This is a genomic window from Phycisphaeraceae bacterium (assembly GCA_019636555.1).
Classification (GTDB): Bacteria; Planctomycetota; Phycisphaerae; order Phycisphaerales; family UBA1924; genus JAFEBO01.
The window spans coordinates 2,663,386-2,683,990 of the sequence record JAHBXH010000001.1 but is presented as its reverse complement, the minus strand read 5'-3'; the positions used below and the strand labels follow the sequence as shown (position 1 = coordinate 2,683,990).

General features: G+C 62.6%; 22 protein-coding genes and 1 tRNA gene. 14 read left to right on the top strand and 9 right to left on the bottom strand.

Annotated features, from left to right (window positions below):
* Positions 1-207: 207 nt before the first annotated feature.
* Positions 208-2,529, top strand: a complete 2,322-nt coding sequence (locus KF691_11475) for a hypothetical protein (protein ID MBX3390057.1) — start codon at positions 208-210, stop codon at positions 2,527-2,529.
* A 39-nt stretch (positions 2,530-2,568) separates the two neighbouring features.
* Here the strand turns inward: KF691_11475 and KF691_11470 are convergent, their stop codons facing one another.
* Positions 2,569-3,102 (bottom strand): DnaJ domain-containing protein, encoded by a 534-nt coding sequence (locus KF691_11470; protein ID MBX3390056.1) that lies wholly within the window; start codon positions 3,100-3,102, stop codon positions 2,569-2,571.
* Positions 3,103-3,188: 86 nt separating this feature from the next.
* On the opposite strand from KF691_11470, the gene KF691_11465 reads away from it, so the two are divergent.
* The 4 genes from KF691_11465 (at position 3,189) to KF691_11450 (ending at position 6,068) form a co-directional block, all read left to right on the top strand.
* Positions 3,189-3,884, top strand: coding sequence for an amino acid racemase (locus KF691_11465; protein ID MBX3390055.1), 696 nt, complete (start codon positions 3,189-3,191; stop codon positions 3,882-3,884).
* A gap of 267 nt (positions 3,885-4,151) precedes the next feature.
* Positions 4,152-5,156, top strand: a complete 1,005-nt coding sequence (locus tag KF691_11460; GenBank protein ID MBX3390054.1) for a site-specific integrase — start codon at positions 4,152-4,154, stop codon at positions 5,154-5,156.
* Between the two features lie 15 nt (positions 5,157-5,171).
* Positions 5,172-5,256: transfer RNA gene (locus KF691_11455), tRNA-Leu, on the top strand.
* A 134-nt stretch (positions 5,257-5,390) separates the two neighbouring features.
* Positions 5,391-6,068, top strand: a complete 678-nt coding sequence (locus KF691_11450) for a class I SAM-dependent methyltransferase (GenBank protein ID MBX3390053.1) — start codon at positions 5,391-5,393, stop codon at positions 6,066-6,068.
* A gap of 11 nt (positions 6,069-6,079) precedes the next feature.
* Here the strand turns inward: KF691_11450 and KF691_11445 are convergent, their stop codons facing one another.
* Complete coding sequence (locus KF691_11445; protein ID MBX3390052.1) at positions 6,080-6,571, bottom strand: MogA/MoaB family molybdenum cofactor biosynthesis protein; 492 nt, start codon at positions 6,569-6,571, stop codon at positions 6,080-6,082.
* Between the two features lie 75 nt (positions 6,572-6,646).
* Here KF691_11445 and KF691_11440 point away from each other — a divergent pair, with 75 nt between their 5' ends.
* On the top strand, positions 6,647-6,832 hold the full coding sequence (locus KF691_11440) for a hypothetical protein (protein ID MBX3390051.1): 186 nt from the start codon (positions 6,647-6,649) through the stop codon (positions 6,830-6,832).
* Positions 6,833-6,839: 7 nt separating this feature from the next.
* On the opposite strand, the gene moaC is transcribed toward KF691_11440, so the two are convergent.
* Together moaC and KF691_11430 are read right to left on the bottom strand one after the other, a co-directional pair.
* Positions 6,840-7,271, bottom strand: coding sequence for a cyclic pyranopterin monophosphate synthase MoaC (gene moaC / locus KF691_11435; GenBank protein MBX3390050.1), 432 nt, complete (start codon positions 7,269-7,271; stop codon positions 6,840-6,842).
* A 90-nt stretch (positions 7,272-7,361) separates the two neighbouring features.
* The gene (locus KF691_11430; protein MBX3390049.1) at positions 7,362-8,576 is read right to left on the bottom strand and encodes a molybdopterin molybdotransferase MoeA; all 1,215 of its coding nucleotides are present in this window, start codon (positions 8,574-8,576) and stop codon (positions 7,362-7,364) included.
* A 46-nt stretch (positions 8,577-8,622) separates the two neighbouring features.
* On the opposite strand from KF691_11430, the gene KF691_11425 reads away from it, so the two are divergent.
* Genes KF691_11425 through KF691_11415 form a run of 3 tightly spaced genes read left to right on the top strand, consistent with a single transcriptional unit; the run spans position 8,623 to position 10,078 of the window.
* Entirely contained in the window at positions 8,623-8,856 is a 234-nt protein-coding gene (locus KF691_11425) for a MoaD/ThiS family protein (GenBank protein ID MBX3390048.1), read from the top strand.
* Positions 8,853-9,296: a molybdenum cofactor biosynthesis protein MoaE gene (locus KF691_11420; GenBank protein MBX3390047.1), complete on the top strand. Its 444-nt coding sequence runs from the start codon at positions 8,853-8,855 to the stop codon at positions 9,294-9,296. Before KF691_11425 ends, KF691_11420 begins: the two co-directional genes overlap by 4 nt.
* Positions 9,293-10,078, top strand: a complete 786-nt coding sequence (locus KF691_11415) for a sulfite exporter TauE/SafE family protein (protein ID MBX3390046.1) — start codon at positions 9,293-9,295, stop codon at positions 10,076-10,078. Before KF691_11420 ends, KF691_11415 begins: the two co-directional genes overlap by 4 nt.
* Before the next feature lie 276 nt (positions 10,079-10,354).
* Here KF691_11415 and moaA read toward each other — a convergent pair whose 3' ends face one another.
* On the bottom strand, positions 10,355-11,434 hold the full coding sequence (moaA, locus tag KF691_11410) for a GTP 3',8-cyclase MoaA (protein MBX3390045.1): 1,080 nt from the start codon (positions 11,432-11,434) through the stop codon (positions 10,355-10,357).
* Between the two features lie 186 nt (positions 11,435-11,620).
* On the opposite strand from moaA, the gene allB reads away from it, so the two are divergent.
* From allB to pucL, 5 genes are read left to right on the top strand one after another with little or no spacing between them, the layout of a single operon-like run.
* Positions 11,621-13,039 carry an allantoinase AllB gene (allB, locus tag KF691_11405; GenBank protein ID MBX3390044.1) on the top strand — a complete coding sequence of 473 codons (1,419 nt, stop codon included), beginning with the start codon at positions 11,621-11,623 and terminating at the stop codon, positions 13,037-13,039.
* The gene (gene alc, locus KF691_11400) at positions 13,015-14,043 is read left to right on the top strand and encodes an allantoicase (GenBank protein ID MBX3390043.1); all 1,029 of its coding nucleotides are present in this window, start codon (positions 13,015-13,017) and stop codon (positions 14,041-14,043) included. Before allB ends, alc begins: the two co-directional genes overlap by 25 nt.
* Before the next feature lie 6 nt (positions 14,044-14,049).
* Positions 14,050-14,589, top strand: coding sequence for a 2-oxo-4-hydroxy-4-carboxy-5-ureidoimidazoline decarboxylase (uraD, locus tag KF691_11395; GenBank protein MBX3390042.1), 540 nt, complete (start codon positions 14,050-14,052; stop codon positions 14,587-14,589).
* On the top strand, positions 14,586-14,930 hold the full coding sequence (uraH, locus tag KF691_11390; GenBank protein ID MBX3390041.1) for a hydroxyisourate hydrolase: 345 nt from the start codon (positions 14,586-14,588) through the stop codon (positions 14,928-14,930). The genes uraD and uraH overlap by 4 nt, the downstream gene beginning before the upstream one ends.
* 46 nt (positions 14,931-14,976) lie before the next feature.
* Positions 14,977-15,828, top strand: coding sequence for a urate oxidase (pucL, locus tag KF691_11385; protein ID MBX3390040.1), 852 nt, complete (start codon positions 14,977-14,979; stop codon positions 15,826-15,828).
* 18 nt (positions 15,829-15,846) lie between these two features.
* Here pucL and KF691_11380 read toward each other — a convergent pair whose 3' ends face one another.
* From KF691_11380 to xdhC, 4 genes are all read right to left on the bottom strand, one after another.
* Positions 15,847-17,316, bottom strand: a complete 1,470-nt coding sequence (locus KF691_11380) for a hypothetical protein (GenBank protein MBX3390039.1) — start codon at positions 17,314-17,316, stop codon at positions 15,847-15,849.
* A gap of 75 nt (positions 17,317-17,391) precedes the next feature.
* Entirely contained in the window at positions 17,392-19,155 is a 1,764-nt protein-coding gene (gene ade / locus KF691_11375; GenBank protein MBX3390038.1) for an adenine deaminase, read from the bottom strand.
* Positions 19,152-19,754 carry an NTP transferase domain-containing protein gene (locus KF691_11370; protein MBX3390037.1) on the bottom strand — a complete coding sequence of 201 codons (603 nt, stop codon included), beginning with the start codon at positions 19,752-19,754 and terminating at the stop codon, positions 19,152-19,154. The genes ade and KF691_11370 overlap by 4 nt, the downstream gene beginning before the upstream one ends.
* Complete coding sequence (xdhC, locus tag KF691_11365; protein ID MBX3390036.1) at positions 19,751-20,602, bottom strand: xanthine dehydrogenase accessory protein XdhC; 852 nt, start codon at positions 20,600-20,602, stop codon at positions 19,751-19,753. The genes KF691_11370 and xdhC overlap by 4 nt, the downstream gene beginning before the upstream one ends.
* Between the last annotated feature and the right edge of the window lie 3 nt (positions 20,603-20,605).

Sequence of the window (20,605 nt, the reverse complement as noted above, 5' to 3'; positions counted from 1 at the left end):
GCCCACCGACTCCCCATATCTCTTGGTCCGCACATGGTTCTCCCGATCCGCAGGCAGTTTCTTTCGCGGTTCCTGCAAGGAAGCCTGTTCTTATCCGGACCGGTGCGGTATGTTTGATGACCAACGCCCTCGGAGGCCCCATTCATGACGAGTCGATCCGTTCGCTGGATTTGCCGGCTGTCTCTATCTTGTGGCCTCGCTTCCTCGATGGCATCGGCTCAGCCGGCGACGACGGACTCGCATAAACACGACGAATTCGATGACTGTCTCGCTCCTCTGGTTGATGGATGCGGCAAGGCCGAGATGCTCCGCCGACGCTTCGCCGCCGGGCTCGCCCCGAGCGATCTCCCGCCGGCCAATCCTTTTTCGGATCGCGAGGCCTTTTCGGCGACGGACGTGCTGAACAACTCGCTCGATATCGCCGTCGATCCGACAACGCAGGTCATCAGCGGCAGCAACACGATCACCGTCAAGAGCCTCGTCGCCAATCTCACTCAATTCACCTTCGCGCTGCGCAGCAACTTCACGGTCTCCGCGATCGAGATCAATGGCGTGCCCTCGAGTCTCCCCACAACCCCCTCCGGCAGTTCCTATCTCCGCACGATCACGCTCAACCGTCCTTACGCGCTCAACGAAGTTTTCACGATCAAGATCACCTACAGCGGCGTTCCCGTTTCCGCGGGTTTCGGTTCGATCACTTTCACGACACAAGCTGGGATTCCTGTCGTTTCCTCGCTCAGCGAGCCCTACTACGCGGGCACCTGGTGGCCCGCGAAAGACGGCGATTTTGCGCAGCCGGGCGACAACAGCGACAAGGCGACCTGGAATCTCGCGCTCACGACCCCATCGAACCTCATGGGCGTTTCCAACGGCACACCCCAGGGCGTCGACACTCTGATCGACGGACGCAAGCGCTGGCGCTGGCAGTCAAACTACCAGATGTCGACATACCTCGCATGCTTCAGCATGACCAACTACAACGAGCACTCGCTGTCGTACACCTACAACCCTCCGGGCGGCGGCGCCCCGGTGACATTTCCGTTCCGCTATTACCTCTACCCCCAGAGCGACACCGCTTCCAATCGCGCCGCGTGGGAAAAAGTGCCCGCGATGATGGACGTCCTCCAGCCCATCTACGGCGTCTATCCCTTCGCGAATGAAGGCTACGGCATGTATCAATTCCCGTTCGGCGGCGGCATGGAACACCAGACCATGACCGGCCAGCAGGGTTACGGCGAATCGCTCACCGTCCACGAACTCGGTCACCAATGGTTTGGCGACAACGTGACCTGCCGCACGTGGAGCGACATCTGGTTCAACGAAGGAATGGCCGATTACACCGAATGCCTTTGGGCCGAAAAGAAAATCGGTTCGAGCGGCCAGGCGGCACTGATCAGCGCGCTCAACTCGCGCAAGCCCAGCAGCAGCTCCGTCGCCGGAACGGTCTACGTCTACAACACCACCAACGACTCATCGATCTTCAACACATCGCTTGTCTACTACAAAGCCGGCTGGGTCTGGCACATGCTGCGCGGCGTCATGGGCGATACGACCTTCTGGAACTTCCTCGGCCAGATTCGTGCGCAATACACCGGCTCCGCCGTCACGACCGACGACATCCGCGCCGTCGCCGACGCCGTCACCGGCAAGGACTTCGCGCCCTTCTTCAATCAATGGGTCTATCTCGGCGGCGCGCCCACCTACGTCAAGGGCTATACGCCCCTCACCGTCAACGGAAAAACCTACGCCAAGTTCCACATCCGCCAATCGCAGACCGCGAGTTACCCAGTCTTCACAACCCCGATCGACTCGCAGTTCACAAGCGGCGCCGGCAGCGTGACGTACAAGGTCGCGCCCGCCGCCCGCACGAGCTGGTTCATCCGGCCGACGCCTTCCTCCCCGACCGGTTTCAATCTTGATCCCAACACCTGGATTCTCAACTACGGCAAGACCACCGAAACTTACATCTCCACCGGCGCGCCCCCGGTCATTCTCGAAGGCGCTCCCGTGCCAGGCGCCGCGCCCGAGTTCCGTGTTTCGCCCTCGAACGTGAAACTCACCTTTAGCGAGAACATGAACCTCTCCGCCGCAAACTTCCAGGTCCTCCGCAACGGCTCACCGATCGCGTTCACCTATTCCTGGAACCTCAGCACGCTCACCGCGACGCTTCAGTTTGATTCCAAACTCAGTGCCGCCTCCTACACCGTTCAATCTCTCGGCACGCCGACCTCCGTCGCCACTTCCGTCGCCCTCGATGGCGACATCGACAATCCGAATCTGGCTTCAAGCCTCCCCAGCGGCAATGGCGCGCCCGGTGGCGGGGCTTCGTACAACTTCGCGGTTGTCGCTGGTTCCTGCCCCGCCGATCTCAACAACGACAACGTCGTCGATGATGCCGATTTCGTGCTCTTCGCCACGGCGTACGACGTCTTCGTGACCATGGCCGCCGATCTCAATGGCGACGCCCTCACCGATGATCTCGACTTCGTGCTCTTCGCTCAGGCCTATGACCTGCTGAATTGCCCCTAAGCCCTCTCCAAGCCCCCCGGAGCGGCCTTTGCCGCCGAATCACGGGCTGTTGAAGTCCGCCGAATTCGGGTCATACGCCGGATCGAGCTGCTCGATCAGCCGCTCGATATACCGCCACGCATTCAGCGTCTTGCGCAACTCCCGAAGTGCACCCGGATCGGGAGAAGCCCCGAGCCCCGCAAACTGGCCCTTCACCTGCCCGACATACTTCGACCGCTCTTTCAGCCCCCAGTCGCTCCAGCGCTTCCGCTCCGCCTCATCTCCCGACGCCAGGCTCGACTCGATCGCTTCCCGGGTCTCCATGATCTCCATCAGGAACGCCGGCGGCAGCGATTTATCCGCTTCTTTCGGCGGTCCCCCAAGCAACGACAGCAGCAAGTTCGCTCTGGACTCGGGATCAACCAGGACGTCGCGCGCCCGGTTGAGTTCGGCCGATTCTGCTTGAGCGTCTTCCGCCTCCGCCAGATCGGGGTGCAATGCCGCGACTCTCGCAAGGTACGCGCGACGGATCGCGCCCTCGTCAAGATCGAAGGTGCGGGGCAATCCGAGGATTTCGAAAGGGCTTGAGGTCACGTCCGCCTTTCCGCTCTCATCCGCGCCGGAGCGTCTCATCCCGGTTCTCTCGCCGCTCCGACCTTCGGGCTTTCTACAGTCCTGCAATGTTGAAGCACCTGGGCATTGTTGGAGTGAGTCCGGAGGGAGCGGCGCTCTTTTATCGGCAGTTGTCGCGCGCCGCGTCGCACCATCTGCCACCGGACCAGCAGCCGGTCATCACGCTCCACAACGAGCCGCTCGGTCAATACATCGACGCCATCCGCAGAGACGACTGGCACGCCGTTGGCGGCCTTCTGCGCCGCTCCGCCGAGATGCTCGCCCGATGCGGCGCCCGCGTCTGCATGACGCCCGACAACATCGTGCAGCACGGCGTCTACCTCGCCGAAGCGGGTTCTCCGATCCCGTGGATCACCATGACCGATCTCGTCGCGCAGGCGATCGAGGTGGACGGGCGAAAAAAAGTGGGCATCCTCGGCACAAAGCTCGTGACCATGGCCTCCACCTACCAGACCCGCCTCGGCCTCAAAGGCATCCACGTCCTCGCGCCCGAGGAGAACGAGGTCGAACTGCTCGACGAAATCATCTTCGGCGAACTGATCTACGGCACCGCCCGCCCCGAAAGCCGCTCCGCGATCTTCTCGATCATCAACAACCTTTGCAAACGCGGCTGCGACGGCGTGGTCATCGCCTGCAGCGAAGTTCCGCTGGTCGTCACACAGGATGTCACCCCGGTGAAGCTCTACGACGCGGTCGACATTCTGGCCGACGGCGCGATGAAGTACGCCGCGGGCCGAAACTGAGAACCGAAGGATTCGACTTCTCCCCAGCCGTTCGATGCGCTGCCCCAATCGGAATCATCTCGACCCGCCTACCCCGCAACGCATTTCTTTTCTGCTCTTTGAGCCCTTCGAGCTCTTTGAGTTGAATGCCTTTCTGTCGGTCTCTCCGTCTCTCCGTCTCTTCGTCTCTTCGTCTCTCTTCTCTCTTCTCTTCTCCCCTCCGCGCCACTCCGCAAACTCCGCCCCTCCGCGTTCTCTCCCGCCTTTCAACCCTTCGCGCCGTTTGACTTGAACGCCTTCACGACGGAGCTTGAAGCCAAGGCGTTTGAAAACGAACTCCGGGCCAGGCTTGAGAAGGGCTTGGTGGTGGATACCAAGGCCCCCTCAGAGAAGCACACGCTGGGAGTCCTAAGGGATAAGGCCGTTGAGAAGTTCTGGAAGGGCACCAAGGGCGAGCGAATGGCCGTCCTGAATGCCGATCTCGTGGTGGAGATGCTTGGAGACATCGAGGTACGTCTCATCACCTCAGCGGTGATTGACCTGATGATCTCTGAACTGAAGACCAAGGGCAACTCAGGTGGGACCATCAACCGCAAGCTCTCCGCTCTTTCCAAGATGCTGAAGCTCGCTGATGATCTCGGCTGGCTTACCAAGATGCCTCGGATCAGCAAGCAGAAGGAAGCGGAACATCGAGTCCGCTGGCTCACCCAAGAGGAAGAGGATCAGGTCTGCCGATGGTTCAATCACATCGGGGATACGGACATGCACGATCTGGTGGTCTTCCTGATTGACACCGGAGCGCGTCTCTCCGAGGCCCTCAATCTGACCAAGCCGGATGTTCGGGAATCCAATGGGGAGTTCTGGGCGACCTTGAGGAAGACCAAGAACGGAACTACCCGAGTGGTTCCTCTCCCTCCACGGGTCTGGCAGATGCTCCAGCAAAGGCCGGCTGGGCTCTCCTTCTTCCCTCCTGAACTCACCGTCTCAGCCATTGACCACCGCTGGGATCGGATGAGGACCAAGCTCGGGCTGGAGATGGATGAGGAGTTCGTTCCCCACGTTCTTCGGCACACCTACGCAAGCCGTCTGGTACAGCGTGGTGTGGAGCTACTAACCGTCTCCAAGCTGTGCGGCCACAAGTCGATCATGACCACCCAGAGGTATGCTCACTTGGCCCCGAAGAACCACCAAGAAGCCATCAAGGTGCTTGGGCGAGCAGATTTTGTAAAGTTGCGTCTGCTGGATGAAACCCCGTCACAAGAGGGTGCCAAAAGACACTCGCAAGGTGCCTAACCTTCGTTTCTAGCGGCCGGAGTGGCGAAATTGGTATACGCAGCGGATTCAAAATCCGCCGCCCTCAAAAGGCGTGTGGGTTCGACTCCCTCCTCCGGCATTTTTTCCCTTTGGCAAGGCGTTGCGAATTCGCCGGCGGCTTTTCTCATTGTCCGCGGCAGCCCGCGGGGTTGACGAGCGATCATTCTCCGCCGGCGCTCAAGCACGCATTCCGCCAGTGTCGATCATGGAGGCATGACGACCACTATCGAGCGAGTGCTCGCCGATCGTTGCCAAAGTGTTCTGGCAGACGCGTACGAAACGAAGAAGCTGTTCGGTCGCTCCGGCGCGCCGATCGAAGTATTTCCGACAGGCATGACCCGCGATTCGGGCGATACGTTGACAGAGCTGATCGCAAACGAAGGCGCCGCAAACTTTCTGGAAGTCGGTCTGGGGCTCGGCCTCTCGACCGTCTTTCTCAGCCTCGGGATCCTGCGTCACCGGGAATCGTTCGACGCGCTCACGCTCGATCCCTTTCAGGAAAGCCACTGGGACTCTGTCGGACTTGAAATGATCCGACGCGCCGGATTGTCGGATCGGGTGAAGTTCGAAAAACAATACTCGGAGTACGTTCTCCCTCGCCTCGCAGAGGCGGGAACCAGGTTCGATTTCATCTTTGTGGACGGAGGCCACCTGTTCGACAATGCTTTCGTGGACACCTTCTTCGCTGTCAGGCTCGCGCGCCCCGGCTCTCTCATCGTGCTCGATGATCGATGGATGCCCGCCATACAGAAAACCGCGGCATTCTTCACAGGCAATATTGGGCTGATCGACGAGTCGGCGCCCAAAGGAACGCCCGGACATCGCTTCATTTCCTTGCGTGTTCCACGTGAGATGAAAGTTCGCAAGTGGGATCACTTCGCGGATTTCTGACCGCCTCCCATTTATCCATCCGTCACTTCCCCCCGCAGCGTCTCCATCGCGTGCGGCAACACATCCAGCAGCGCCTCCAGCATCTCGCCGGCTCCCCGCGGCGAACCTGGAAGCGTGATGATCAGCGTCCGGTTCCGCGTCCCCGAAATGCCGCGCGACAGATAGGTCTTCGGCGTTTTTTCGTAACACCGCCGCCGCGCCAATTCGAGCAGACCCGGGTGCTCGCGCTCGACCACGCGTTTCGCCGCCTCGGGCGTATTGTCGCGTGGCGCGAGCCCCGTTCCGCCCGTCGTCAGGATCAGATCGATCTTCTGATCAGGGTGCGACCACGCCACCAACTGGTTCGCAATGGCGTCCGGGTCGTCCGAAACGATGTCGAACGCCGCAATCTGTGCCGCAAGTTTCCCTGTCAGGATCGCCCGCAGCGCCGGCCCCGACAGATCCTCTCGCTCGGCCCTTGAACACCGGTCGGAAATGGTCAAAACAGCGGCTCGGATCGGCATAAGGGCAGGATACAGCAAAGGGACAAATCTTGAGAATCCGCTGCAAGAACCCGCCTTCCCGCGGCAAGTCCTTTCATGAAGACTCGCACCGACACCAACTCCGCCCGTTCGATCCTCTCCTCCGCCTCCGGTGAGAGCCTCCTCCTCCTCGCCATTCTCTCGGGTCAGCGCCAGCGCTCCGACATCGAAAGCGTTCTTGATAAGCGGGCTTTGGGTCTGGGTCGGGCCAAGCAGCACAAGCGCCGGGCCGCGGCAGCTTGAGTCGGCATCATCCCGGCGCCGTGTAATCGCCCCGCGTGCCGCCGGTCTTCTTCAGCAGCCGAATCCCGTCAATCCTCATCGAGCGATCAATCGCCTTCCCCATGTCATAGATCGTGAGCGCCGCGACGCTCGCCGCCGCTAGCGACTCCATCTCGACGCCCGTGCGTGAAGTCGCTCGCGCCGTCGCCACGATCCGCACCGTTTCGTCTTCCAGAAAAATCTGGACATCGACCGAGTCCAGCCCCAGCGAGTGGCACAGCGGGATCAACTCATCGGTGCGCTTCGCCGCCTGAATGCCCGCGAGCCGCGCCGTCTCGAAAATGTTTCCCTTGGCGATGCGGTTTTCCGAAATCGCCGACGCGAGTTCGCGCGAGACGCGAACAAACGCCTCCGCGACCGCGGTGCGCTCGCTCACCGGCTTCGCCGAGACATCGACCATCTTCGCGCGGTTGTCATCGATGTGCGAGAGTTTTCCGCCGCTGCTTGTCACGCCCAATCGTACGAGGCGGTCCGCGCCTGGCGCACGCCCTCAACACCGCCACAAATAGAACGGCCACGACCCGGCCCCGCAGGTTCCCGGCGGAATCTCGACGAACCCGTCCGATCGGGCCGACGCGATCAAGTCGCCGCTCCCCTTGTTCTCGACAAACTCGCCGCGTCCCGCCTCATTGACCCGCACGATGCGATGCCACCAAAGCGGGATCGTCTGTTCGTCCGGGCTTTCGATCGCGATCGAAGGCACCGGCCGGAGCGTCGCGCTCCCTCCGATGTGTTCAAGCGCCGGCACCGCAAACCGGTGCGCCGTGACGAGCACCGATACCGGATTTCCCGGCAGGCCCAAGATCAACTGATCGCGCGGACCCGTCGCCGCCAGGATCGGCTTCCCCGGACGCTGCGGCACCTTGTGAAACACCGTCGTTGCGCCCAGTTGGGCCAGCGCCGCCGGAACAAGATCGCGATGCCCCATCGAAACTCCGCCGGATAAAAACAACGCGTCCGATCGTGACAAAAGTTCCGAAGCGCTCGCCAATATCCGCGCCTGATCGTCCGGCGCGTGCCGCACTTCCACCGATTCGACAAACCCGAGGGACGAAAAAAGCCCCTCGAGTGCCGCGCCATTCCCATCGCGCAGTTGCCACGGCTGAGGCATCGCCTCCGCAGGCAAGACTTCATCGCCGGTGCTCAGAATGCCGATGCGCAGCCGGCGATAGACCAGGGGCGTCGCGATCCCGAACGAAGCGAGCGCCGATGCAACCGTGGGAGTGATGCACGTGCCCGCAGTCAGGATTTCCGCCCCGGCAGTGGCGTTCTCGCCCTGGCGCCGAATGAATCGGTTCGTAGGAAGCGATGCCCCGATCGACGGATCAAATGAGATCCGATCTTCTGCGCTCGTCGTGTCCTCAACGCGGATCACACAGTCCGCGCCCCGCGGCACAGGCGCTCCCGTCACAATCCGCGCCGCCGAGCCGGCCTCGAGCACAATCGGCGGCTTTCCGATCAGCGCATCGCCCCGAACGGGAAGTGTGCCACGGGCAAGATCTTCAAGACGTGCCGCGTATCCATCCATCACGCTCACATCGAGCGCGGGCGACGGCCGATCCGCGTGTACGGCCTCCGCCAGAAACCGGCCCGCCGTTCGGCCGAGCGCCACACGCTCCTGCGAAACCCGGGGGAGCCTGCGCAGCAATTCCCCGAGTGCCGCCGCCGGAGAGTTGAAACGAAATGGAGTCTCTTTGGTAGACATGCAGAGCATTTTCGCGAATCAGGAGACGGGACATTACACTGAAGCCATGAAGGTTCGAGTCTTTCTATTCGGCAGCGAACAGGCGAAGCTGGGGAGAGAGAGCGTGGAGGTCGAAGTGAACAGCCCGGCACGCGCTCGAGAAATCCTGCGGGTGCTGGAAGACAAGTGGCCCGAATTAAAGGGGGCGAGGCTCGCGGTCAATCACGCGTTCGCCTCCGGAAACGAAGTCGTCGGCTCGAAGGACGAGCTGGCGCTGATCGGGATGGTGAGCGGGGGATGAGCGTCTACGTTGAAATCGTGAGGGGCGCGCTCAAGCCGGCCCGCCTGGCGGTCGGAAAAGGAACCGGCGCGTTCGTCGTTTTCGAAGGAGTCGTGCGTGCCGAAGAAGCGGGAAAAAAAATCCGCTCACTCGACTATCAGGTCTACGAACCCATGGCGAGCAAGCAGCTTCAGCTCCTCGCCGAGGCCATGCAGAAAGAGTTCGGCGTGCTCGATGTTTCGGTCTGGCACAGCAAGGGCAAAGTGGGCGTCGGCAAAGTCTCATTCCGGCTTGTCGTGGAGAGCGCGCACCGCGCCGAGGCGCTCGAAGCGACCGGCGAATTCATCGACCGCATGAAACGCGACGTGCCAATCTGGAAGAAACCCGTCTTCGCCGAAGCCCGATCGAGAACGCCTGCACCCTCGAAGAAAAAGAAGAGCAAGCGAAAGGCCAAGCGTTGACCGCGGACATCTGGATTCTCGGTGCGCTCTTTCTTCTCGTCGGTTTTCTGTATTCATCCGTCGGTCACGCCGGCGCGTCCGGCTATCTAACCGTGATGGGATTGTGGGGGATGTCGGCGGCAGTGATGAAGCCGACATCCTTGACCCTGAACATCGTGGTTGCCGTGATCGGCACTGTTCAGTTCATAAGCGCGGGCCACTTCCGCTGGCGATCGTTCTGGCCCTTCGCGCTCATGTCCGTCCCCTTCGCATACATCGGGGGCACAGTGAATCTGCCCCCAGAGATTTACAAGCCGCTTATCGGTGCGATCCTCCTCTTCAGTTCGTGGCGGTTGTGGATCGGGTCGCTCAAGCGCGACGAACCCGCGGCACACCCGCCCCCGATTCCCATCGCGCTCGGCGCGGGCGGCGCGCTCGGTCTCGCCTCCGGTTTGACCGGCACCGGTGGCGGCATCTTCCTCAGCCCTCTCCTCCTGCTCTGCCGCTGGGCGACCGCCAAGGAAACCGCCGCGGCAAGCGTGCTCTTTATCCTCGTCAACTCGATCGCCGGACTCTCCGGCGCAATCAAGAGCGGCATGCACCCACCTTCCGAGATCTGGGTGTGGTGCATCGCCGCCGCCGCGGGCGGCTTGGCCGGTTCCTACCTCGGCGCTCGTCGCTTCGGTGGCCAGACAATCCGCCGTCTGCTCGCAATCGTCCTCGTCGTCGCCGGCACCGCTCTCGTCTGGGAAGGAATCCGCCTGTCGCTTCAGCCAGGCCGACCGATTGCCATCACCCGCTGAGCGTGCCGCCTCTCCTCGTCCTTAGTCCTCTTCGTTTCTTTCGCTTCGTCTCTCTTCTCTCGTCTCTTTCCCCGCTCCGCGCAACTCCGCAGACTCCGCTACTCCGCGTTCTCTCCTGCCTTTCAACACTTTGAGCTCTTCGAGCCCTTTGAGTTGACTGCCTTTCGTCTCCTCTCAGTCTCTTCTATCTATTCTCTTTTCTTCCCCTCCGCGCAACTCCGCAAACTCCGCAACTCCGCGTTCTCTCCTGTCTTTCAACCCTTTGAGTTGAACGCCTTACCCCCCGATCGCGGACATCGGTCTGGAAGGCTGCTCAAAATCCGGCGACGAAATTCCGTGCCCCGCCTGCTTTGTCCACGTTGCATCGATCAGGAATTGCTCAAGTATCGCGTCCTCCGCATTCGAACGCAGCAAAGACCGCACATCGAACTCGCGCAGGCTGAAGAGACACGGCCGAACCTTGCCGTCCGCCGTGATGCGCAGTCGCGAACAACTGCCGCAGAATGAGCGTGTGACCGGCGCGATGATCCCGATGCGTGCGGTATGCCGCGAACCTCGGGGCGTGAACAGAAACGTCTCCGCCGTTTCGCTCGGCCGCGCGCGATCGAGCGCCGTGATGTCTCCCTCTCCCCGCAGCAGTTCCAGGATTTCCGATGCCGGCACCAGCAGCGCCCGGTTCCATGCGTGCCCTGAATCAAGCGGCATGAATTCGATAAACCGCATCTCGAATCCGCCCTCCGCGGCAATCCGCGCGAGCCTCGCCATCTGATCCTCATTCTTCCCCCGCATCACCACCGCGTTGACCTTGACCGGCCCGAGCCCCGCTACGTTTGCCGCCGCGATCGCACCGAAGACATCCGAGATCTTCGAACGCGAACGCGTCATCGAGGCAAACGTCGCTTCGTCCGCGCTGTCGAGGCTGAACGTCAGGCGCGTCAATCCCGAAGCCTTCCACAGCCGCAGCCGCGCCGGCTCAATGAGCGAACCGTTTGTCGTCATCGAGAAATCGTCGAAGGCCAATTCGCCGACCCGCTCGATGATCTCGTCCAGCTCCGGCCTCAGCGTCGGCTCGCCACCGGTCAACCGCAGCCGCCGAATCCCCAGCGACTCGCAGATCGATGCGACGCGAACAAGTTCATCAACCGAAAGAAGTTGCTCGCGCGCAAAGAAACGGACATCCGGCTCCATGCAGTAGATGCAGCGGAAATTGCAGCGATCGGTGATCGAAAGACGCAGGTCGTGGATCGTGCGTCCGTGCGAATCCCGCAGTTCCCGAGCCTCCCCCGCATCGGCGCGCGGCGCCGCACTCAGCGGCAAGTCCTTCAGCAGCGGCAGCGAGTGCGGGCGGGGTGTCACGCCACGATCGTACAGGGCCGGCCCGATGCGGGCGATGGGTTGCGTTGAGAAGTCGGAGAGAACGCGGAGCTGCGGAGGAAGCAGAGCTGCGCGGAGTGGAGAAAAGAGACGCGGAACCCTTTGAGCCCTTCGAGCCCTTTGAGTTGACCGCCTTTCTTCTTCTCTTTCCCCGGTTATTCTCTTGTCGTGAACGAAGAACCCTTCGCGATTTTCAGCGAGCGCGTCGTGCGCGATGGAGCAATCGCCCCCGCGACGGTGATTGTGCGTGGCGAGCGCATCGCGGAAGTCCGCGCCGGCCGCAACCCGCCGCAGGGCATCCGCTCGATCGATATCGGGCAACTCGCCCTGATGCCCGGACTCGTCGATGCCCACGTGCACGTGAACGAGCCGGGTCGCACCGAATGGGAAGGCTTCGCGAGCGCCGGCAAGGCCGCGGTTTCCGGGGGCGTCACCACAATCATCGTGATGCCGCTGAACTGTTCGCCCGTCGCGACCAGCGTCGAAGCGCTCGAGGGCGAACTTCGGTCCGCTTCGGGGACGTGCGCCTGCGACTTTGGATTCTGGGGTGGTGTGGTTCCCGGCAACACCGGCGAACTGGAGAAACTCTGGAACGCCGGGGTGCTCGGCTTCAAGTGTTTCACGATCCACTCCGGAATCGATGAGTTTCCGAACGTCACGCGCCGCGATCTCGAGTCGGCGATGCCGCTGATCGCGGCCCTCCGCGATGGCGCGCACGCCGGCGCTTTGCTTGTGCACGCGGAAGACCCGCCCGCGATCGAGGCCGCGCGCGGGCCCAGCGGGCTCGAGTCCGATCCGCGCAGCTACCGCAAGTATCTCGCTTCGCGCCCCTCGATCTCCGAAACCCGCGCGATCGAGATGATGGTCGAGCTGTGCCGCCAGACCGGCTGTCGCACGCACATCGTCCATGTTTCGTCGGGAGATTCCATCGCACCGATTGCGCGCGCAAAGGAATCACTCCGCGGCTTCACCGCTGAGACCTGCCCGCACTACCTCTCTTTCGCGTCAGAGGAAATCGCCGACGGCGCGACCGAGTTCAAGTGCGCGCCGCCCATCCGCGAATCCGCGCACCGCGAAGCGCTCTGGCGCGCCCTTGAAAATGGCACGCTCGACCTCATCGCTTCCGACCACTCGCCCGCCCCCGCCGAACTCAAGAGCCTTCAGGAGGGCAACTTTGCCAAAGCATGGGGCGGAATCGCGGGCCTGCAGGCTCAGTTCCCGGCGGTGTGGGCCGGCGCCCAATCGCGCGGCGGAACACTCGTCGATCTCGCGCGCTGGATGTGCGAAGCCCCCGCGAAGCTCGCGGGCATCGAAGATCAAAAAGGCAAGATCGCGCCCGGCCTGGATGCCGATCTGATCGTTGTTGATCCCGAAGCCGAGTGGACCATCCGCGGCAGCGAACTCGAACATCGCCACAAGGCCACGCCGTATGATGGGCGGAACGTGAAAGGTGTTGTGCACGCGACATTCATCCGAGGAAAACAGGTGTTTTCGAGCGGCAATATTCGCTTCGGCTCGGGGCTCGATGGCGGGCGTGCATTCGCGAAAGAGGCAACCGGAAGATGGGTCAAGCGATCGCGGGCGTAGCAGACTTTTCCGATCTCATCGACCTGGCGTCGGCGCGGATGGGCGGCAAAGCGCTCATCGCCAGCGACGAGTTCTTCGCGGGCAAGGAAAACCTGCTCAAGCCGGGTCGCGCGATCTGGATCGCCGACAAGTACACCGAATTCGGCAAGTGGATGGACGGCTGGGAAAGCCGGCGCAAGCGCGTCGCCGGGCACGATTGGTGCATCATCGCGCTCGGCAGACCCGGCATCATCCGGGGCGTCAACGTGGACACCGGACACTTCAAGGGCAATCAGCCCGAGAGTTGCACCGTCGAAGCGGTCGAGATCGACGGCGACCCGGGCGTTGATCGCCTCCTCTCCCCCGACACGCGCTGGGTCCAGGTGACCGATCGCGCCACGCTCAATCCCGACAGCGAACACCTGATCCCCGCGAATGACGCCGCAGGCGGCAAGCGCTTCACGCACGTCCGCCTCAACATCTTCCCCGATGGAGGCGTCGCGCGCTTCCGCGTGCACGGAACCGTCCTCCCGGATTGGCAGGCGCTCCGAGGCAAAGTGGTCGATCTCGCCGGCGCGGAAAACGGCGCGCTCGTGATCGCCTGCAACGACATGCACTTCGGCTCGCGCCACAATCTGATCATGCCCGGCCGCAGCGCCAACATGGGCGACGGCTGGGAAACCCGCCGCAAGCGCGGGCTCAAAGGCGGCGAGTTCGATTGGTGCATCGTGCAGCTTGGCCACCGAGGCAGAGTCCAAAAAGTGGAAGTCGATACCAATCACTTCAAGGGCAACTTCCCCGAGAGCTGCGAAATCGAGATCTGCGATGCGCGCGCGGGCGATGCTTTCGATCCCGCGTTGCAGCAGTGGGAGACGCTGCTCCCGCGAACCAAGCTGCGAGCGAGCGAACAGCATTTCTACGAAAGCGAACTCCGCGCCGCCGGGAAGTCCTGCACGCACGCGCGATTGAAAATCTTCCCCGATGGCGGCATCAGCCGACTTCGACTCTTTGGAATCACGGAGTAGCCAGCGGTGGCAGATGCTCAATTCCAATCAGGCGCTACAACGGGGCTCGCGAAATTGAACGCGATGGATGAGCAATCCGCGCGTGCCGCGCTGCATTCCGTGTGCGGTTCGTGCAAGTGGGTAGACCAAATGCTCAGCTTGCGGCCCTTCGCCGATTCTGGTAAACTCTTCGCAGAGGCCGACCGCGTCTGGTTCGGCCTCGAAACAAAGGATTGGCTCGAGGCGTTCTCGCATCACCCGCGCATCGGCGAGCGCAATCTCGCACAAGCGAAATTCGCCGCAACCGCCACGCAGAGCTCGAAAGAACAAAGCGGCATGGCCGGCGCGAGCGAGCGGGTGAGAGCGGAATTCGCCGAAGGAAACGAGAAGTACGAGAAAAAGTTCGGCCACGTTTTTCTGATCTGCGCAACCGGAAAAACCGGTCAGGAAATGCTGGACAGTCTGAAAAAACGCATGAGCAACGACGGCGCGACCGAACTCAAGAACGCGGCACAGGAGCAGAGCAGGATCGTCCGGATCAGGCTGGAAAAGCTGGTGGAATCATGAGCGGAATCAGCACACATGTACTCGACACTTCGAAAGGCACGCCCGGCGTTGACGTGCGCGTAGTGCTCGAGCGAGAGGCCGCGCCGGGAAGCTGGGAGAAGCTCGGCGAAGGAAGAACCGATGCCGACGGGCGGGCGAAGTCGCTTCTTTCCAGCGGGCGTTCACTCGAACTCGCGACCTACCGACTCACGTTCGAAACCGAGGCGTACTTCGCCAAGTCGGGCGTGACGACTTTTTTTCCGAGCGTGACCGTCGTGTTCCGGGTTGTGGATTCGGCGCGTCATCACCACGTGCCGCTCTTGGTGAGCCCGTTCGGATACAGCACGTACAGGGGAACGTAAGGCGCAGCGCGGGATGCAGCGCGGTGTACAAGATGCAGGAGATGTGATGATGAGCGCGGTGCTGGGCGTCAACAACTACGGCAAGAGCAAGGTCCGGCTGGTCAAAGTCTCGCGCGACGGTGCGAAGCACACCGTGCGCGAGATCAGTGTCGACATCGCGCTCGAGGGAGATTTCGATGCGATCCACCTCGCGGGCGACAACTCCAAGTGTCTTCCTACCGACACGATGAAGAACACGGTCTACGCGCTCGGAAAGAATCATCCGCTCGACACGATCGAGGGCTTCGCGATGCATCTCGCAAAGCACTTCGTCGAGAAAACAGCACCGGTGCAGCGCGCGCGGGTGCGCATCGCGCAGGTGCCGTGGGAGCGGATGACGATCAACGGTCGCGAGCATCCGCACGCGTTCACGAAGGGAACGGAAGAAAGGCAAACGTGCGAAGTGTCGTTTGATCGGGGCGGCGCGATCGGCGCTGCGGGGGGAATCGAGAAGCTGCTTGTGCTCAAGTCGACCGACTCGGCGTTCTCGGGGTACCTGAAGGATGCGTACACCACGTTGCCCGAGACGCGCGATCGGATCTTTGCGACGAGCGTGACAGCGAACTGGAAGTACACCTCGGAGCGCGCGGATTTCGGCGCGGCGCGGGAGCGGATCCGCGGTGCGATCATCGAGACGTTCGCCGATCACAAGAGCGAATCGGTGCAACAGACGCTGTTCGCGATGGGGAAAGCCGCGATCGATCGGTGCGAATCGATCGGCAACATCCGGCTGAGCCTGCCGAACATCCACTGCCTGCTCGTGAATCTCAAGCCGTTCGGGATGGAAAACCCCAACGAGATTTTCGTCCCGACCGATGAGCCGTACGGATTGATCGAGGCGACGATCGAGCGGAAGTGACCGCGCTTCGAACCGGCGCTATTTGATGCCGCTGCGCTTGCGCAGGATCTCGATGAACGAGCGCATGCGGATTTCATCGGTCGTCAAGCCGGTTGCGGCGAGTTCCTGCGGGCTGATCGCCTGGCGGCGCACACCCTGGATGAAGAACGTGAGCAGGCCCTGCGCGGTTGCGGCGTCATCGAAGACGCTGCCGCCTCCCGCGCCGCCGGCTCCGCGCACGAGAGTTGCGCGTGCGGCCTTCTCGACGAAGTTGCGGAGGCGGGCGGTCGCGTCGGGCAGGTATTCGAGAAAGTACGAGTAGACCGCGGCGTAGCGGATCGGGAGCTGCGCCGGGTTGAGATCCCAGCCCTGGTACCAGCCGTGTGCGAGCGAGCGGCGGACGTGTGCAAAGTTGAGTTTCCAGGCGGAGTGAACGGCGCTGCGGTTCTCGGTGGTCTGCTGCGGCGTGAGCGCGCCGCCTTCGGGGGCGACATGCAGAGCGCTTGGCATGATGTTGGTCGCGCCGTCGGAGAGATAAAGGCCGGTTGCGCCGAGAGAGACCTGCATCACGTGGCGCGCGAAATCGCAGGCCCGGTGATCGATCTTTTGTTCCTGCGCGGTGACGCCGACGCTCGCGGTGTAGTCGTAAACGCCGAGCGCCGCGGCGATACAGCGGCCTTTGGATGCGCGCACGAAATCGGGGAGCGGGCAGATGCCTCGCGTGTCGATCACCGATTGCGTCGTCTCGACCATGAACTCCATCTTGAGTGAGCCTACGGGAAAGAGCCCTGCTTTTTCGAATTGCTCGAGAATTTCGACCATTGTCGCGACCTGCTGTGCCGAGACGAGCTTGGGGAGCATGACCACGAAATTGGGCGGGAGTTTCTTGCCGGTCGCTTCGGAGAGCGCGGTGAGGAAGATGTCGAGCGTGCGGATGCCGCGGGCGTGGGTGTCGGGGCCGAAATTCTTGATGCGGATTCCGATGAAGGGAGGCAGCGTGCCCTCCTTCATGCCGAGCGCGGTTTCGAGCGCGGCCTGGTGGGCGTGGGCATCTTCATCCGCATCGGTGCGCACGCCGTATCCATCTTCGAAGTCGATGCGGAAATCTTCGGCGGGTTCGCGGGTGAGTTTATCGACGACGCGGTTGTAGACGACGCGAGCAAACGCGGCATGCGGGTTCGCTTTTGCAGCACCGGAAGGATCGCGCTGGAACTCGGCGTCGATTGCGGCGGCGGCGCCGGAGGTTTCGGGGAGCGATTCGCTGCCGCGGAGACCGATCGCGCGGGCGAAGGTCGCGAAGTCCGGGGCGTAGTCGCGGAGAGACGCGAGCGCGACATCGCCGAGACGGCGGGCGGTGTCTTTCTTGAAAAGGTGCCCGCCTCCGTAGATCGTGTGCACGGGCTGGCGATCGATCGGTTCGCCCGGATAGACCTTGGCATAGGCGGAGTTGGATGTCGCGAGCTGCGAGAGTGTGGGAGAGAGAGCGGATGCACTGAGTGTGGTTTTCATGAGATGCAGAGAGTGAGAAATCAGGAATTAAAAATGGGGCACCCGCCCCCAACCCCCTCCCTCCGGGAGGGGGCTTCAGAGAGGCACTTCGAGGGGGACGACCCTGAACTGGTCGACATCCACGAGTCCGAGATCGGAGAGTTTGAGCGAAGGGATGACGGGGAGCGGCATGAACGAGAGGGGCATGAAGGGATCGTGGTGCGGGCAACCGAGGGATTGTGCCGCGGCCATGAGGGCGCGTTGCTGCTGAATCACAATCGTCGCCGGCTGATCGGACATCAAGCCGGCGATGGGGAGCGGGAAGAGGGCGAGAACTTTTCCGTTTCGCACGGCGCACTGGCCTCCGCCGCAGGCTTCGAGCGCGCGTGCCGCGGCGAGCATGTCGGCGTCGTTCGTGCCGAGCACGGCGAGGTTGTGCGAATCGTGACCGACGGTGGAAGCGATCGCGCCTTCCTTGAGGCCGAAGCCGGTGATGAATCCGCGGCCGATGTTGCCGCTGGCGCGGTGGCGCTCGACGACGCAGAGTTTCAGCAGGTCGCGCGAGACATCGGCGACATACTTGCCGTCGATGACTTTCGGCGGCATGATGAGATTCGTCGTCAGAAGCTGGTGCGGGTCCATTCCGATGACGCGGATCTGCTGCGTGCCGGACTTGGCAGGAATCGCGAACGAATCTTCCGAGAGCGCTGGAAGCCGGAGCGGTGAGACCGGCGGTTTGGGGCGCGGCGACGGGGGCATGGCCGCATCCACAAAGACGCCGTCTCTTGCGGTCAACCGTCCATGGAAATAGGTCTGGCGAGGTCGCGGCTCGCGAAGATCATCGAAGACGATGAGATCGGCGAAATAGCCGGGAGCGATCGCGCCGAGATCGCGTCGGCGGTAGTGCATCGCGGGGTTGAGCGTCGCGATCGTGATCGCGGCGATCGGGTCGAGCCCGAGCGCGATGGCTTTTCGCACGATGTGATCGATGTGACCTTCGTCGGCGAGGTCGCCGGGGTGGCGATCGTCGGTACAGAAGCAGAAGCGAGCGAGGGTTTCGGGCTTGACGGCGGGGAGCAGTGCTTCGAGATTTCGCGCGGCGCTTCCTTCCCGGATGTAGATGCGCATGCCGCGGGAGAGCTTTTCGAGCGCTTCGGCTGCGGTGGTGCACTCGTGATCGGAAGAGATGCCCGCGGCGATGTAGGCCTGGAGCGGCTTGCCTTTCAATCCGGGAGAATGGCCGTCGACGATGCGGCGATCGAGGCCCAGATTGATCTTTGCGAGCACATTCGGATCGGCGTGAACGACGCCGGGGAAGTTCATCATCTCGGCGAGCGCGACGACACGCGGATCGTCGAAGAGGGGAGCCAGATCGGATGCCTCGAGGCGAGCGCCCGAAGTCTCGAGGTGGGAAGAAGGAACGCACGACGAGAGCGCGAACATGGCGTTGATGGGCAGATCGGCCGCGTCGTCCATGATGTAGCGGATGCCGGGGATGCCGAGCACGTTGGCGATTTCGTGCGGGTCGAGGACGACGCCGGTCGTGCCGTGCGGGAGAGCGAGCCTTACGAATTGCGACGGCGGGAGGCTGGTCGATTCGACGTGCATGTGGGCATCGATGAAGCCGGGCGCGACGAAGGCGCCCTTGAGGTCGATGACTTCCTTGCCCGCGGCGTAGTCCCCGACTCCGGCGATGCGATCCCGATGGATCGCGACGCTGGCCGACTCGATCGAGCGGTTGAAGACATTGATCACCTTGGCGTTTGAGAGCAGCAGATCGGTGGGCGCATCGCCCCGCGCGACCGCGAGCAATTCGGGCGTGATCGGCCCGGCGGGGAGAGATGTGGAAGCAGAACTCACGCGGATAGTCCCGAGGTCGGCGATTCAAGAAAGCGGCGAAGATCGTCCGGCGTGTTCAGATTACACGCAACCACGGGATCGTTCACGGAGATTTCGAGCAGAGAGGGACGGAGCAATTCATCCAGCCGCAACTGATTCGGCTTCTTTGCGGCGGCAACGGCGGGATCGAATGTCGATGTGATCCACGTCCACGGAACATAAATCGGATGACCCTTCTTGCCCTCGAAAAGAGGCGCGACCGGCGCGGGGGCACCTCGGAGCGAGCGCCAGAGCGCGCCCTGGCGCGAGGCGGGGACATCAATCGGGAGGATGTAGACACCATCGGGCGGGCTCGCCCGGAATGAATCGATGCCGGTGCGGACGCTCGCGAACATCGGGAGGGAGGAATCGGACTTGATCAAATCTCCCGGTCCGATGACGCCGGAATCTAGCCGGGCGAGCACTTCAGGTGAAACGACCCAGCGCGCTGTGATTCCGGCTTCGCGGAGCCGAGTCGCCTGGATTTCCCACCACGGTCGATCGGCACACATCATCAGCGCTTTGGGGGTTCCCATCCGGGAGCCCTTTCCTGCCGCGAGAATCAGCGCCGGAGTGTTCATGCTTTCGCGGAGCGTGCATCGGCGGGAAGAGCGGTGCGGCTTAGGGCGCGCGCTTCGAGGAGCAATTGTGCCGCGACCGAGATGGCGACGGCGTGCGGTTCCTTGCCGGTATCGCCGACGCCGATCGGACAGCGGACGCGGCGCACGAGAGATTCATCGATTCCGGCGGCGATGAGCCGGCCGAAGAGGCAGGCGCGCTTGCTCTTTGAGCCGATGAGTCCGGTGAAAGCCGGGAGCGTCTCTCGCAGCAGGCCTCGAAGGATTTTGAAGTCGGTGTCGTGCGAGCAGGTCATCACGAGCGCGAGCGTGGACTCCGGCTGACTTGTCGCAGCGTCGATTCCTTGCGACCAGTCGGTGATTCGCTGCGCGCCGGGGTAGCGCTCGGCCGAATTCCATTCGGGGCGATCATCGACGATCGAAACGGCGAGCGGAGTAGGAGCGAGGATTTGCGAGAGCGATTGCGCGACATGCCCGGCGCCGAAGATGACGACACGCGCCGGGCTGCCGTGGTATTCGAGGAAGACTTCCATGACGCCGCCGCAGCACTGCTCGGCCTCGGCGCCGAGTACAAACCGCTCGGTCAGATGGGTGCGCTTTCGCAGGCACTCGCGCGCGGCCTCGAGTACGAGGTGCTCGAATTGTCCGCCTCCGATGGTGCCGAATGAACTGTTGGGAAGCGCGGCGGACTCTCTCGCGGGCGCGTCGGCCGGGTGCGGCCTCCAGATCATCTTGGTGCCGGCGGCGCGGGGCGTGCTTCCCTGCGTGCGGGTCACGGTGATGAGGACGAACTCTTCACCGGCTTCGGCGAGTTCGGCGGCCGTGCGGAGAATGAGGCGGTCTTCGTCCATGCG

Bases quoted from the DNA above. Each gene is read 5' to 3' on its own strand.
- uraH (MBX3390041.1), top strand. From the start codon at position 14,586: ATGAGCGGAATCAGCACACATGTACTCGACACTTCGAAAGGCACGCCC.
- KF691_11380 (MBX3390039.1), bottom strand. From the start codon at position 17,316: ATGAAAACCACACTCAGTGCATCCGCTCTCTCTCCCACACTCTCGCAG.
- pucL (MBX3390040.1), top strand. From the start codon at position 14,977: ATGATGAGCGCGGTGCTGGGCGTCAACAACTACGGCAAGAGCAAGGTC.
- KF691_11370 (MBX3390037.1), bottom strand. From the start codon at position 19,754: ATGAACACTCCGGCGCTGATTCTCGCGGCAGGAAAGGGCTCCCGGATG.
- KF691_11430 (MBX3390049.1), bottom strand. From the start codon at position 8,576: ATGTCTACCAAAGAGACTCCATTTCGTTTCAACTCTCCGGCGGCGGCA.
- KF691_11475 (MBX3390057.1), top strand. From the start codon at position 208: ATGGCATCGGCTCAGCCGGCGACGACGGACTCGCATAAACACGACGAA.
- KF691_11420 (MBX3390047.1), top strand. From the start codon at position 8,853: ATGAGCGTCTACGTTGAAATCGTGAGGGGCGCGCTCAAGCCGGCCCGC.
- KF691_11425 (MBX3390048.1), top strand. From the start codon at position 8,623: ATGAAGGTTCGAGTCTTTCTATTCGGCAGCGAACAGGCGAAGCTGGGG.
- KF691_11450 (MBX3390053.1), top strand. From the start codon at position 5,391: ATGACGACCACTATCGAGCGAGTGCTCGCCGATCGTTGCCAAAGTGTT.
- KF691_11445 (MBX3390052.1), bottom strand. From the start codon at position 6,571: ATGCCGATCCGAGCCGCTGTTTTGACCATTTCCGACCGGTGTTCAAGG.
- alc (MBX3390043.1), top strand. From the start codon at position 13,015: ATGGGTCAAGCGATCGCGGGCGTAGCAGACTTTTCCGATCTCATCGAC.
- xdhC (MBX3390036.1), bottom strand. From the start codon at position 20,602: ATGGACGAAGACCGCCTCATTCTCCGCACGGCCGCCGAACTCGCCGAA.
- moaC (MBX3390050.1), bottom strand. From the start codon at position 7,271: ATGGTCGATGTCTCGGCGAAGCCGGTGAGCGAGCGCACCGCGGTCGCG.
- KF691_11440 (MBX3390051.1), top strand. From the start codon at position 6,647: ATGAAGACTCGCACCGACACCAACTCCGCCCGTTCGATCCTCTCCTCC.
- KF691_11465 (MBX3390055.1), top strand. From the start codon at position 3,189: ATGTTGAAGCACCTGGGCATTGTTGGAGTGAGTCCGGAGGGAGCGGCG.